This is a genomic window from Streptomyces flavochromogenes (assembly GCF_000717595.1).
In the GTDB taxonomy this organism is placed as follows: Bacteria; Actinomycetota; Actinomycetes; order Streptomycetales; family Streptomycetaceae; genus Streptomyces; species Streptomyces flavochromogenes.
Genome location: NZ_JNZO01000004.1, coordinates 1 through 12,969 on the forward strand (window position 1 = coordinate 1; position 12,969 = coordinate 12,969).

Annotated in this window: 9 protein-coding genes and 1 pseudogene; 7 read left to right on the top strand and 3 right to left on the bottom strand. The window is 73.8% G+C overall.

Translation table 11 applies throughout. From position 1 onward, the window contains the following. From IF00_RS0105180 to IF00_RS0105190, 3 genes and pseudogenes are all read left to right on the top strand, one after another. Nucleotides 1-1,533, top strand: a pseudogene (locus IF00_RS0105180) (AfsR family transcriptional regulator); the annotation flags it as partial. A 647-nt stretch (nt 1,534-2,180) separates the two neighbouring features. Continuing rightward, nucleotides 2,181-2,381, top strand: a complete 201-nt coding sequence (locus IF00_RS0105185) for a hypothetical protein (RefSeq protein ID WP_030314702.1) — start codon at nt 2,181-2,183, stop codon at nt 2,379-2,381. A gap of 283 nt (nt 2,382-2,664) precedes the next feature. Beyond that, nucleotides 2,665-3,855, top strand: coding sequence for an acyl-CoA dehydrogenase family protein (locus tag IF00_RS0105190; protein ID WP_030314708.1), 1,191 nt, complete (start codon nt 2,665-2,667; stop codon nt 3,853-3,855). Between the two features lie 81 nt (nt 3,856-3,936). Here IF00_RS0105190 and IF00_RS0105195 read toward each other — a convergent pair whose 3' ends face one another. The 3 genes from IF00_RS0105195 to ppnP form a co-directional block, all read right to left on the bottom strand. Then, nucleotides 3,937-4,449 carry a GNAT family N-acetyltransferase gene (locus IF00_RS0105195; protein ID WP_030314710.1) on the bottom strand — a complete coding sequence of 171 codons (513 nt, stop codon included), beginning with the start codon at nt 4,447-4,449 and terminating at the stop codon, nt 3,937-3,939. 62 nt (nt 4,450-4,511) lie between these two features. Continuing rightward, nucleotides 4,512-5,636, bottom strand: a complete 1,125-nt coding sequence (locus IF00_RS0105200; RefSeq protein WP_030314712.1) for a hypothetical protein — start codon at nt 5,634-5,636, stop codon at nt 4,512-4,514. A gap of 202 nt (nt 5,637-5,838) precedes the next feature. Next, nucleotides 5,839-6,120 carry a pyrimidine/purine nucleoside phosphorylase gene (gene ppnP, locus IF00_RS0105205; protein WP_030314714.1) on the bottom strand — a complete coding sequence of 94 codons (282 nt, stop codon included), beginning with the start codon at nt 6,118-6,120 and terminating at the stop codon, nt 5,839-5,841. Between the two features lie 217 nt (nt 6,121-6,337). Between ppnP and IF00_RS0105210 the strand changes: the two genes are divergently transcribed. The 4 genes from IF00_RS0105210 to IF00_RS0105225 all read left to right on the top strand — a co-directional run bounded on the left by IF00_RS0105210 (nt 6,338) and on the right by IF00_RS0105225 (nt 12,885). Beyond that, nucleotides 6,338-7,708: an FAD-binding oxidoreductase gene (locus IF00_RS0105210; protein WP_030314716.1), complete on the top strand. Its 1,371-nt coding sequence runs from the start codon at nt 6,338-6,340 to the stop codon at nt 7,706-7,708. Between the two features lie 105 nt (nt 7,709-7,813). After that, complete coding sequence (locus IF00_RS0105215) at nt 7,814-8,677, top strand: oxygenase MpaB family protein (protein ID WP_030314718.1); 864 nt, start codon at nt 7,814-7,816, stop codon at nt 8,675-8,677. Between the two features lie 26 nt (nt 8,678-8,703). Then, on the top strand, nt 8,704-11,025 hold the full coding sequence (locus IF00_RS0105220) for a serine/threonine-protein kinase (protein ID WP_030314720.1): 2,322 nt from the start codon (nt 8,704-8,706) through the stop codon (nt 11,023-11,025). Between the two features lie 261 nt (nt 11,026-11,286). Next, nucleotides 11,287-12,885 (top strand): phytoene desaturase family protein, encoded by a 1,599-nt coding sequence (locus IF00_RS0105225; RefSeq protein ID WP_030314722.1) that lies wholly within the window; start codon nt 11,287-11,289, stop codon nt 12,883-12,885. Nucleotides 12,886-12,969 lie beyond the last annotated feature (84 nt).

Here is a 12,969-nt window from a genome sequence, read left to right on the forward strand (position 1 = left end):
GAGCGTCTGGAGGAGTCCGGGGAGCGGGCCGCGACCGAGCGGCGCCATCTGACGTACTACCGGGAACTCGCCCGCACCACCGACCCCGAACTCCGCGGCGCGGGCCAAGTCGCGGCCACCGCCCTCCTGGAGCGCGAGCACGGCAACCTGCGCGGGGCCCTGCGGACGGCCGTCGCGCTCGGCGACGAGCAGGAGGTGCTCTGCCTCGTCCACTCCCTCAGCTGGTTCTGGCAACTGCGTCACCACCAGGTCGACGCCCGCACCTGGGCCGCGGAAGCGGCCCGGCTCGGCCCCGATCCGTTCCGGGAGCCCGTCCGCCCGGCCGAGCCGCTCGACGGCCGGTGCACGGACGTCCCTCCGCCGTGGAGCGGCGAGCGCCTCGTCGAGGCCCGGCGCGGCGGGCGGCTGTACGTGCTCGCGACCCAGGGCGGCCGGGGCGCCACCTCGTTCGAGCACCCCGAAACCCGCGCCAGGCTCGCCGCGCTGGTCTCCGCGTACCGCCCCGGCCTTCCGCAGACCTGCCGGCAGCCGGCCATGATGTGGTACTTCGCCCGGCTCATGACCGGAGAGTTCGCCGGCCTCGACGAGACACTGACGGCGATCGTCGACGCCTGTCGCGACCACGCCCCCGGCTGGGACCTGGGCTTCGCCCTCCTCGTACGGGCCAAGCTCGTCGTCCACGGCCCTCACGACGCGGCCGAGGCGCTCGCCCTCTTCGAGACAGCCGGGGACTCGTGGGGCATCGCCGAATCGCTCGCCGCCCGGGGCGAGGCCTATGAGCGCGCGGGCCGGCTCGCCGAGGCCGCCGCCGACTTCGGGCGGGCCACGGACGCCGCCGCCCAGGTCGGCGCGCGCTCCCAGGTGCCCCTCTACACCGCGCGCCTCGCCGCCGTACGGCTCCGGCTCCACCCGGAGGGGGACCCGGCGGCCGAACAGCTCCTGGCCGAGGCCGCCGACGCGGCGGGCGAGTGGGGCGCCGAGGTCGCCGGCTCCGCACGGCTGCTCCTCACCCAGCACTACGGCCACACCGGGCGCACGGGTCTCGCCCGGGCTCAGCTCTCCTGCCTGGAGGCCGAGTTCGGAGAGGTGACCCCGGCCCTCTTCTGGGGTCTCGCCGGAGGAGCGTGGGCCTGGCTCGACTGCCTCGACGGCTCCTACGACCGGGCCCTGGAGCGGCTGGCGCGCGCCGTCGCGGAGGTCGAGGCCCTGGCCCACCTGGTGGCCCCGTACCTGGTCGTCACTCAGTTCGCCACGGCCGCGTGGGCGTTCGGCGGGCGGGGCGGGCCGGGCGACGCCGAGACCGGGGCGCGGCTCCTCGGAGCGTACGACGCCCACGCCGGCTCCGGCACGGACGGCGGCTTCCGGCCCTTCACGGCCGAGACGGAGGCCCTGATCAGGGCGCGGGCCGAGGAGACCCTCCGCGCGGCGCTCCCCTCGGAGGCGTACACGCGCCCGTACGAGGAGGGGACGGGACTCGCGGCACGTGCGGCCGCGGAGCTCGTGCGGAACCCGGGGAGCACTCCGGCCTCCTGACCGGGTCCGGACGAGGCCCGGACCCGGTCGGCCGATCCAGTGGCGCCAGCGGGCCGAGGGCGGCTCGCAGCGTCCCTCGGCGACCAGGTCCCGGTAGGCGCGTTCGCTCAACTCGTCCCAGGTCACCGGCTCGCCGTCCTCGGAGAACGGCTGTCCGTCACTGCCGGTGAACGCGCAGAAGGGGACCTCGCAGTCGGGAGGACGGACCGGGTGGCGTACCACCCGAATGCGGCGAGGGGCGGGGACGAGGACGGCGGGCAGGATCCGGGCACGATGACGGGGCTTCACCCGCTGCGTCGTAAGGCGGTTGTTCGAGCCCCTTTCCTGGGTGGCTGTGCCCCACGCCCCGCCCGCGTCGCCGTGCAGCGGGCGTACGGTCAGTTCGAGGGAGGTCCCGCCGAGGGTGACGTGCCGGGTACGCGGGGTGATGCGGGCGGAGGTGACGACGCGGAGGTGCCGCAGGGACAGGGCTCGGCTGCCGGGAGCAAGCGGCCGGGAGTCACGGGGGACGGGTAGGCACGGCGGACGGGGGCAAGCGTGCGGGAGGCGCGGGCGGGCGCGAGGCACCGGCGCCCGCGGCTCCCGGATGCGGACCCCGTGACCGGACACGAGAATGGCCAGTGCCGGACGAACACGTAGGAGGCGGCATGAACGCTGAGCCCGACAAGACGTCCCTGGGGGACTTCCCGACGCCCGACCGGCTGTTGCATTCCGGGTCGGAGGGCGAGTTCACGGCTGAGGACCTGGTCCTCGCCTCCGGCCGTGACGTGACTCCGAAGACTCTCGCCTGGGCGGAACGCCGTATGGCGGAGAAGGGTCGCGCCTCCATGGACGAGCTGCTGCCGTAGGCCGCCCCGGCCGACAATCCGCAGTGATCCGCAGCAGTGATCCGCAAGGATCTGCAGCGATCCACAGTGATCAGAAGTGACCCGCAGTACCCCTCGACAACCCCCTCGGCCCCGGTTCGGCAGCTGCGAACCGGGGCCGAGGGTCGTCCGGGGCCGCTCCGAGGCTTCCGCATTTGTGGAACACGTTCTACCGTGGCCGCCGTCGCGCGTCGCAGCCCCCGGGTGACGCCGAGGACCCCGCAGGACCGCCGCCGCAGGACAGCCGCCACGGGAGGCCCGCCCCATGCACCTCGAATACACGCCCGCTCAGAACAGCCTGCGCGCCGAGCTGCGTGCGTACTTCGCCGAGCTGGTCCCCGAGGACGTCCACACCCGCTACGCGGACCCGGCGGCGCAGAAGCGCTTCTACCGGGAGACCGTGCGCCGGCTCGGCGCCGACGGCTGGCTCGGGGTCGGCTGGCCGGCCGAGTACGGCGGGCGGGGGCTGACCCCGATGGAGCAGTTCATCTTCTTCGACGAGGCCGCGCAGGCCGGCGTGCCCCTGCCGCTCATGGCACTGAACACCGTCGGACCGACGATCATGCGCTTCGGCACCGACGAGCAGAAGGCGTACTTCCTGCCGGGGATCCTGTCCGGCGAGATCGACTTCGCCATCGGCTACAGCGAGCCCGACGCGGGCACCGACCTCGCCGCCCTGAAGACCCGCGCGGTCCGGGAGGGGGACGAGAGCACCGGTACGTACACGGTGAACGGGCAGAAGATCTGGACCACGAACGGAGACACCGCCGACTGGGTCTGGCTCGCCGTCCGCACCGACCCGGACGCGCCGCCGCACAAGGGCATCACGATGCTCCTCGTCCCGACGAGCGACCCCGGCTACTCCTGCACGATCATCAACACCCTCGCCTCGCACGACACCACCGCCAGCTACTACGACAACATCAAGGTCCCCGCCTCGCGCCGGGTCGGTGACGAGAACAAGGGCTGGCGCCTCATCACCAACCAGCTCAACCACGAGCGCGTCACCCTCGCCGCCCACGGCACGATGGCGATCCGCGCGCTGCACGACGTCCAGCGCTGGGCCGCCGACACCCCGCTCGCCGACGGCCGGCGCGTCATCGACCTGCCCTGGGTCCGCCGCACCCTGGCCCGCACCCATGCGCGGCTCGACGCGATGAAACTCCTCAACTGGCAGATGGTGAACGCCGTCCAGAACGGCACCCTCACCCCCCAGGACGCCTCCGCCGTGAAGGTCTACGGCTCCGAGGCCCGCCGCGACGCCTACGCGGCCCTCATGGAGGTCGTCGGCGCGGCGGGCGCCCTCAAGGAGGGCTCGGCGGGCGCGGTCCTCCACGGTGAACTGGAACGCGGCTACCGCTCCGCCGTCATCTTCACCTTCGGCGGCGGCAACAACGAGATCCAGCGCGAGATCATCTCCTGGATCGGCCTGGGCATGCCCCGCGTCCGCCGGTAGCCGCCGGGCTCCCGTTCGTCCTCCTGGGCCCGCCGTCGCTGTCGTCGCGACGGCGGGCCGTGCCGTCCGTGCTCGGCCGCGTCAGTCGATGTGCGGGCTGCGACGCTCCACGAGGACGGTGTCGCGCCAGACGCCGTGGTGGCGGCCGACGCGCTCACGCGTGCCGATGACCCGGAAGCCCGCCCGGGCGTGGACGGCGAGGCTGGCGGAGTTCTCGGGAAAGATGCCGGACTGAACGGTCCAGATCCCGGCCGCCTCGGTGGAGTCGATGAGCGCCTTCAGCAGCACCGAGGCGACGCCACGTCCTCGTGCGTCGGGGTGCACGTACACGGAGTGCTCGACGACTCCGGCGTACGCGCACCGGTCGGAGACCTTGGTGGCCGCCACCCACCCGAGCACCCGGCCGGTCTCGTCGAGCGCGGCGAATCGGTGCTCGGGCAGCTTGGCCGCGTCGAACTGCTCCCAGGTCGGGGCGACGGTCTCGAAGGTGGCGTTGCCCTCGTCGATGCCGGCCTGGTAGATCGCGACGACCTCGTCGGCGTGGTCGGCCGTGAGGGGTACGACGGTGATGGTGCGGGTGGCTGATCCGGTCATGGGGCGGAGTCTCCCAGACGGAGGTGCGGGTCCGGCGGCGAGCTGCCGGCCCCCTGCCGAGATCAGCCTTCCAGGCCGTGGAGACTCCAGACGTGGAGGACGTCACGTGCGGGGGACAGCGTCGACCAGACCCCGCCTCCCAGCGCGGTCGGCTCGCAGGAGACCGGCGAGGGGTAGTCGATCGGCGTGAAGCCGTGCGTCCCCGCGGTGTCGACCAGCCAGTGCCGGCCCTGCCCCCACTCCTCGTCGCTCTCGACGGTCGAGACGACCAGGGTCGTCTCGTCGAGGAAGCCGCCGGCCCAGTCCCAGCAGACGGGCAGCTCGTCCTCGTCGGTGTCGGCGGGAACGTCGGGGTGCTGGGGAATCGTCGCTTCGGCGTCCCAGTCCAGCGCCTCGACGACGGCGCCGTGAGAGTCTCGTACGGCGAGGGAGTCCTGGTCGTGGGAGACGGTCATCAGCCGGTCGCCCGAGGGGCTGAGACTCAGCAGGCACAGGTCGCCGTCCAGACAGTCCACGGCCAGTTCCCTCCCGTCCCAACGGCCCCATCGCAGCGGTGCGCCGTCCTGGCCTTCGCCGATGCTCAGCCCCATCTGGTGAGGATCGGTCGGGTGGGGAAGGTGAAGGCTGCCGGCTGCCGCGGCTTCGGCGTCGGCCCGCGCGAGCACACGACCGTTCTCGGCGTCGATGACCAGCCACTCGTCGGCCGTGTCGGGGCTCAGCTCGCCCTCGGGCAACGGGCCGCGCACGTGCGCCCAGACGAGCCTGCCGTCTGCAGAGAAACCGACCGAGCCGCTCTCGGGGTACCGATGGTCCTCCCGATCCGCGTACTCGTCGTAGGACGCGTGCATCTCCCGGCACGCGCCGTACCAGCATCCGTGGCGGACCTCCCAACGCGTCGCACCCGACGGATCCACCGCGCGCACGGCATGGACCCCGGCGAAGACGGCCACGCTCGCGTCCGGCGCCACTTCCCAGGTTCCGCGACTACGGGGCCAGGGCGCGGGGAACCGAACGCCCGCCCCGGCGCGTGCGGCGAAGGCGTCGTCCAGGGGCTGGGCCACGATCTCGTCGTCGCTCCGCTGGACGAGCATCCTGTGCCCGGGCGGCCCCGCGATCTCCGGCGGACCGGCCTGGGACGAGGGCAGGAGAGCGGGGACGGTGGCACGGAGCCGAGCGTGAACGGACAAGCGAATCTCCCAGGGCAGTCGAACTCGGGGAAGAGTACGACAGGCCTCGGACACCGGCCGCGCAGTGCGCAGTTCGCCCACGAGCGGCGCCGTGCGACTCCGGTGCCCGTGGCCCCCCGGCGACCCGTGGGACCGGATCAGGCCGAGGCGGCCTGTGGGACCCGGGTCAGGCCGAAACGGCGTGGGTGATGCCCGGGCAGGGTCAGCGGTACTCGCAGAGGTAGGCGGTCTCCACCGCGACCCGCAGCTGGAACCTGCTGTCGCCGGGGACCTTGAAGTGGTCCCCGGCGGCGAAGGTCTCCCATGCCTCGGCGCCGGGCAGCCGCACCGTCAGGGCGCCGCTGACCACGTGCATGATCTCCGCGGCGGCGGTGCCGAACTCGTACTCCCCGGGGGCCATGACGCCGATGGTCGCGGGGCCCTGCTCCTGCGTGAAGGCGATCGACTTGACCGTGCCGTCGAAGTACTCGTTGACCGTAAACATGGACATCCTCATGCGAATCGGGCGAAGGGGTGGCCGGGGCTTCGTGTACGGGCCACGCGTAGGGGCACCTTAAGGGCGCGGCAGGAGCCGTCACATCCCCGTCCGGCCCGGTCTCACGTACTGGACGGAGCGGGCCGGTGTCCGTGCGTCCGGGCTCCGGTTGAGGCCCCGCGTCATCGGCGTAGCGTGGAAATGATCCGACCGAGGAGCGGTGGCCATGGGCAAGCTCTCGAACGACCAGCTGCGCGAACGGGTACGCGGGACGGTCGTCACAGCCGACGACGACGCCTTCGACGAGGCACGCACGGTGCACAACGCCATGATCGACAAGAGACCTGCCGTCGTCGTGCACTGCGTCAACGCGGGCGACGTCATGGCCGCGGTCGACTTCGCCCGCGAGAACGGGCTCGATCTGGCGGTTCGGGGCGGCGGGCACAGCGTGCCCGGCTTCGGGACGTGCGACGGCGGCGTCGTGGCCGATCTCTCCGGGATGCGAGGCGTCCGTGTCGACCCCGTGCGGCGGACGGCCCGCGCGGAGGGCGGGGCGACGTGGGGCGACTTCAACGCGGCGACCTACCCCTTCGGTCTCGCCACCACCGGCGGGATCATCTCCACCACCGGCGTCGGCGGACTCACACTCGGCGGCGGCATCGGCTATCTGGCCCGCGGGGTCGGCCTGAGCTGCGACAACCTCGTCTCGGCCGATGTGGTGACCGCGGACGGCCGGCTCGTCGTCGCCGACGAGGAGCAGAACGCCGACCTGTTCTGGGCGCTGCGCGGAGGCGGCGGCAACTTCGGCGCCGTGACGTCGTTCGAGTACCGGCTCGCCCCCGTCAAGGACATCTACGGCGGACCGATGCTCTTCGAGCTGGAGGACGCGGCCACCGTCGTGCGCGCCTTCGCCGACTACATCGCCGACGCACCGGAGCAACTGGGCGGGTTCCCCGCCTTCCAGATCGCCCCGCCGCTCCCGTTCATCCCGGAGGACCGGCACGGTGACACCTTCGCCCTGGTCGTGGCGTGCTGGTCCGGACCGCTCGACGAGGGCGAGAGCGCCCTGCGTCCCCTCCGCGACTTCGCGCCGGTGGTCGCCGAGCACGTCGGGCCCATGCCGTACCCGGCGCTCAACAGCGCCTTCGACGCGCTCGTGCCGCCCGGCCTCCAGCACTACTGGAAGGCCAACTTCGTGAGCGAGCTCACCGACGCCGCGATCGAGGCGCACGTCCAGCACGCACCGGGGCTGCCCGCAGTGAACTCGACGGTCCACATCTACCCGATCAACGGTGCCTGCCACCGGGTCGCCCCGGACGCCACGGCCTTCGCCTACCGGGACGCCTCGTTCGCCACCGTCATCGCCGGCATGTGGCCCGACCCCTCCGCCAACGAGGCCAACATCGGCTGGGTCCGCGACTACTACGAGGCCACCGCCCCGCACTCCGAGGAGGGCGGCTACATCAACTTCATGGCCGACGACGACCAGGACCGGATCAGAGCCAACTACGGGGCGAACTACGACCGTCTGGTCGAGGTCAAGCGGACGTACGACCCGGGGAACCTGTTCCACCTGAACCAGAACATCAAGCCCTGAGGCCCGCACCGGTTCTCCGGCGAGGCCCGCTCGCCCCGTCCCCGCACGACCGGTTCCGGGGAGCCGGTTCCGGCGTAGCCTGAACGGTATGAGCGAGGACGCCTCTTGAGTGCCGACCCGGGGCTCTTCGGGCCCCGTTCCGTGACCTGGCAGGTGCACAGCGACCCGGTCATGTGGATCGCCGGGGTGCGGGCGCTGTGGCTGCAGGCGCTGCACCCCGTCGCCGTGCGCGGCGTCATGATCAACAGCAGCTTCCGGAAGGATCCCTGGGGGCGGCTCATGCGGACCGCGGACTTCGTCGGGACCCTGAGTTACGGCACCACCGCGGCCGCCGAGGCCGCCGGGGCGCGGGTCCGCCGGATCCATCGGCGGCTCGGCGTGGACGACCCGGAACTGCTCCTCTGGGTGCACTGCGCGGAGACCGACTCGTACCTCTCGGTCGCACGCCGCTCGGGCATCCCGCTCACCGACGCCCTGGCCGACCGGTACGTCGACGAACACCGCACCTCGGCGCGGCTCGTCGGCCTCGATCCGGCCACCGTCCCCGGATCCACCGCCGCACTCACCGCCTACTTCGCGACCGTACGGCCCCGGCTCGAGGCCGGCGCCGACGCCCGCACCGTCGAGGACTTCCTGCGCAGGCCGCCCGTGAAACCCGCGCTCGTACCGGCGCGCGAGGTGATCTGGCGGCGCGTCGCGGCCCTCGCGTACGACACTCTGCCCCCCTACGCCCACGCGCTCTACGGCCGTCCCGCGCCGCCGCCGGAGACCGTCACCCGGCGCCTGGTCACCACGGCCGGCCTGCTGCGCCGCGTCCCCGCCCGCCTGCGCTGGCGGCTGCCGCCCCGGCACATCCTCCGTGCCATGGAACGGCTGGGCCCGGGGACGCGACCCGACCCTTATACGTACCCCGCCCCGTACCCACTGTCCGAACCGGCGTCCATACTGGAGGAGCCGGAAAAGGCGTAGGAAATCGACGGGGGCGGCAGCACACGATGGGGGACTCGAGACTGATCCAGGGCCGGTACCGCCTGCACGAGGTCATCGGTCGCGGGGGCATGGGCGAGGTGTGGCGCGCCACCGACGAGGCGCTCGGCCGCGGGGTCGCCGTGAAGTGCCTCAAGCCGATCGGACCGCAGCAGGACCCGCAGGTCCTCACCGTGGTCCGCGAGCGGTTCCGGCGCGAGGCCCGGGTGGCCGCCGCGCTCCAGCACCGGGGCATCACCGTCGTGCACGACTTCGGCGAGTACGACGGCGTGCTCTTCCTCGTCATGGAGCTCCTCGAGGGGCGCAATCTCAGCCAGCTCCTCGCCGCCAACGCCCAGCATCCGCTGCCCGTCCACGACGTCGTCGAGATCGCCGACCAGGTCGCCGACGCCCTCGCGTACACCCACCGGCACGGGATCGTGCACCGCGACCTGAAGCCCGCGAACATCATGCGGCTGCGGGACGGCACGGTGAAGATCTGCGACTTCGGCATAGCGCGCCTCGGCGCGGACGTGGGCTTCACGTCCAAGCTCACCGGCACGGGCATCGCCATGGGCACGCCCCACTACATGTCGCCCGAGCAGATCGGCGGCGGCGAGATCGACCACCGCAGCGACCTCTACTCCCTGGGGTGCGTGCTGTACGAACTCGCCACCGGGGTCCCACCCTTCGACCTGGGCGACTCCTGGGCGATCCTCATCGGGCACCGCGACACGGTGCCGAGTCCGCCGCGCGCGCACCGTGCCGAACTCCCGGACTACTTCGACCGGATCGTCGTCGACCTGCTCGCCAAGGTGCCGGCGGAGCGGCCGGCCGACGCGGGAGACCTGCGTCGCCGGATCGTGACGGGTCGGGTCTCGCTGTCCCTGCCGGGGATGGGCGCCGCCGGCGCGTCCCAGGCAGGGGCGACCGTGGTTCCGGGGCCGGGGCCGGGGCCGGGGCCGGGGCCGGGATCCGCTTCCGGGCCCGGTGCCCTTCACGGCTCCGGTGTCGACCCCGGGGCGACCGCCCCCATGCCCACGTGGGTCCGGGCGATCACCGGCGGGCACCGGCCCGCCGACGCGGCCACCGTGCCGCGCCCGGTCGCCCACGACCCCGCCGCGGCCGTCCTCACCACGGAGTGGACGACCGCCGCCACGAGCGCCGGCGGCGCGCCCGAGCAGCAGCACGAGCCCGCGCCCGTGCGCCCCGCCGCCTCCGCGGAGCTGATCGCGGTGCTCGCCGGCCGGTACCGGGCGGGCATGGGCCTCGGACGGCTCGGCCGCTGGGACGAGGCCGAGTCCGTGCACCGTTCCGTCGCCGAGCACCGTTCGGCGGCCCTCGGCGAGGACCACCCGGACACCCTGGCCAGCCACTACGAGGTCGGCTTCGCCCTCGCCCGGCTCGACCGCCCCGCCGACGCCCTGCGCGTCTTCGGCATGGTCGCCGCCACCCGCGCGCGCGTCCTCGGCGACGACCACCCCGACACCCTCGCCGCCCGGCAGGAGAGGGCGTACGCGCTCGGCCGCCTGGGACGGCACCCCGAGGCGTACGAGGTGTACGTCACCGTGCTCGCCGCACGCGAGCGCACCGTGGGCCCCGACCACCCGGACACCCTGCGCTGCCGCCACAACCTCGCCTTCACGCTCGGTCGCCTGGGCCGCTTCGAGGAGTCGTACCGCACAGCGCACGAGGTCGCGGAGGCACGGGCCCGGCTCCTCGGCGAGGACCATCCCGACACGCTGGTGACCCGGCGCGAAGTGGCGTACACGCTCGGGCGGTTGGGGCGGGGCGACGAGGCCCTCGCCCAGTACCGCGCGGTCGCCGACGCGCGTGCCGCCGCCCTCGGCCCCGACCACCCCGACACCCTCGCCGCCCGCTACGAGACCGGCGTCCTCCTCGGCCGGCTCGGGCAGGCCGCGGACGCGCTGGGCGTCTGCCGCGACCTCGTCGCCGCGCGCACCCGCGCACAGGGCGCCGACGGTCCCGAGACCCTCCGCGCCCGCCACGCCCTGGCCGTCAACCTCGGCCGTCTCGGCCGCTGGCCCGAGGCGCTCGCCGAGTCCGAGGGCGTCCACACGGACCGCGAGCGGGTGCTCGGCCCGGACCACCCGGACACGCTCCTGAGCCGCCGGGAGACCGCCGTCGCCCTCGGCCGCCTCGGCCGCTGGGAGGAGGCACTCGCCTCGCACGGCGCGGTCGCCGCCGCCCGCACCCGGCTCCTCGGACCGGCCCACCCCGACACCCTCGCGGCCCTGGACGACGAGGCCCACTGTCTGGAGCGCCTGGGCCGTCACGCCGAGGCCGCGGCTCTGCACCTGAGAGCGGCCACCGCACCGCCGCAGGGCTGAGGGGACCGGGGCCGCTGCGACGGGCCCGAACCGACCCGGACGACGAGGCCCCCTGCCCGGCGCCTGGGCCGCCACGCCGAGGCCGCCGCCCGCACCCGGCTCCTCGGCCCGGCCCACCCCGACACCTTCTCGGCGCCGGTGACGGGTCCGGCCGTTCGCAGGAGACGCGTCCCGCGGCAGGCGCGTTTCCGTGGGCCCGGCGTCCGTCGGCCCGCCGATTCGTCCTCTTCCCCGGCCGTCGACTCCGTGTGAGCATGAGCCATGACTGCCCCTGACCTGCTTCCGGACGCCCGGCCCGTCTCCCGCTCGTACGACGCCGTCGTCGTCGGCGGAGGTCACAACGGCCTCGTCGCCGCCGCCTACCTCGCCCGAGCCGGGTGCTCCGTGCTCGTCCTGGAGCGGCTCGGCTCCACCGGAGGGGCGGCCGTGTCCACCCGGCCGTTCGCCGGGGTCGACGCGCGCCTGTCCCGGTACTCGTACCTCGTCTCGCTCCTTCCGGAGAAGATCGTGCGCGATCTCGGGCTGCGGTTCGCCGTACGGAAACGGTCCATCTCCTCGTACACCCCGAAGGGCGACGGCGGCCTGCTCGTCGGCGGCGGCACCGACCGCACCCGTGCCTCCTTCGCCGAACTCACCGGGTCCGACCGCGAGCACGAGGCCTGGCAGGCCTTCTACGAGCGGACCGCGCGCGCCGCCCGCCGGATCTTCCCCACCCTCACCGAGCCCCTCCCCACGCGTGCCGCGCTCCGCGCCCGCGTGGACGACGCCGACACCTGGCGGATGCTCTTCGAGGAACCCCTGGGCGTCACCGTCGAGCGGGAGTTCGCCGACGACCTCGTCCGCGGCGTCGTCCTCACCGACGCCCTCATCGGCACCTTCGCCGACGCGCACGATCCGACGCTCCTCCAGAACCGCTGCTTCCTCTACCACGTCATCGGCGGCGGCACCGGCGACTGGGACGTACCCGTCGGCGGCATGGGAGCCCTCACCGACGCCCTCGCGGACGCGGCCCGCGCCGCCGGGGCCGACATCCGCACCGGCCACGAGGCCACCCGGATCGAGACCGACGGGCAGCGCGCCGCGATCACCTTCCGTACCGCCGACGGCGAGGGGACCGTCGAGGCCGACCGCGTCCTGGTGAACGCCTCACCCCGCGACCTCGCCGCCCTCCTCGGCGACACGCCCCCGCCCGCCCCCGAGGGCGCCCAGCTCAAGGTCAACATGCTGCTGACCAGGCTGCCGAAGCTCCGCGACCGCTCCGTCGACCCGCACGAGGCCTTCGCCGGCACCTTCCACATCGCCGAGGGGTACGGCCAGCTCGCCACCGCCCACGCCGAGGCCGCCGCCGGGCGGCTGCCCTCCGCACCGCCCTCCGAGATCTACTGCCACTCCCTGACCGACCCCACGATCCTCGGCCCCGAACTCGCCGCCACGGGCCACCACACCCTCACCCTGTTCGGGCTGCACACTCCCGCGCGTCTCTTCGCCGCCGACAACGAGGGCACGCGCGCCGCGCTCCTCGCGGCGACCCTCGAACAGCTCGACGCCCACCTCGACGAGCCGATCGCCGACTGCCTCGCCCTCGACGCGGACGGCCGCCCCTGCATCGAGGCGAAGACCCCGCTCGACCTCGAACGCGAGCTGCGCCTCCCGGGGGGCCACATCTTCCACCGCGACCTGTCCTTCCCGTACGCGGCGGAGGACGCGAGCGCGGGCGCGGACGCGGGCGAGAGCGCGGGCCGCTGGGGTGTCGGCACCCGCCACGCCAACGTGCTGCTGTGCGGCGCGGGCGCGATCCGGGGCGGCGGCGTCAGCGGCGTCCCCGGCCACAACGCGGCGATGGCGGCCCTCGGCCGCTGACCCGGATGTCCGTCACGCGGACCGGACGGGAGGTCCCCGACGGTGGCCTCTCCGTTCGGACGCGTTGACGTCGCCCCGCCCCCG

Bases quoted from the DNA above. Each gene is read 5' to 3' on its own strand.
- IF00_RS0105225 (WP_030314722.1), top strand. From the start codon at position 11,287: ATGACTGCCCCTGACCTGCTTCCGGACGCCCGGCCCGTCTCCCGCTCG.
- ppnP (WP_030314714.1), bottom strand. From the start codon at position 6,120: ATGTTTACGGTCAACGAGTACTTCGACGGCACGGTCAAGTCGATCGCC.
- IF00_RS0105185 (WP_030314702.1), top strand. From the start codon at position 2,181: ATGAACGCTGAGCCCGACAAGACGTCCCTGGGGGACTTCCCGACGCCC.
- IF00_RS0105195 (WP_030314710.1), bottom strand. From the start codon at position 4,449: ATGACCGGATCAGCCACCCGCACCATCACCGTCGTACCCCTCACGGCC.
- IF00_RS0105190 (WP_030314708.1), top strand. From the start codon at position 2,665: ATGCACCTCGAATACACGCCCGCTCAGAACAGCCTGCGCGCCGAGCTG.
- IF00_RS0105220 (WP_030314720.1), top strand. From the start codon at position 8,704: ATGGGGGACTCGAGACTGATCCAGGGCCGGTACCGCCTGCACGAGGTC.
- IF00_RS0105210 (WP_030314716.1), top strand. From the start codon at position 6,338: ATGGGCAAGCTCTCGAACGACCAGCTGCGCGAACGGGTACGCGGGACG.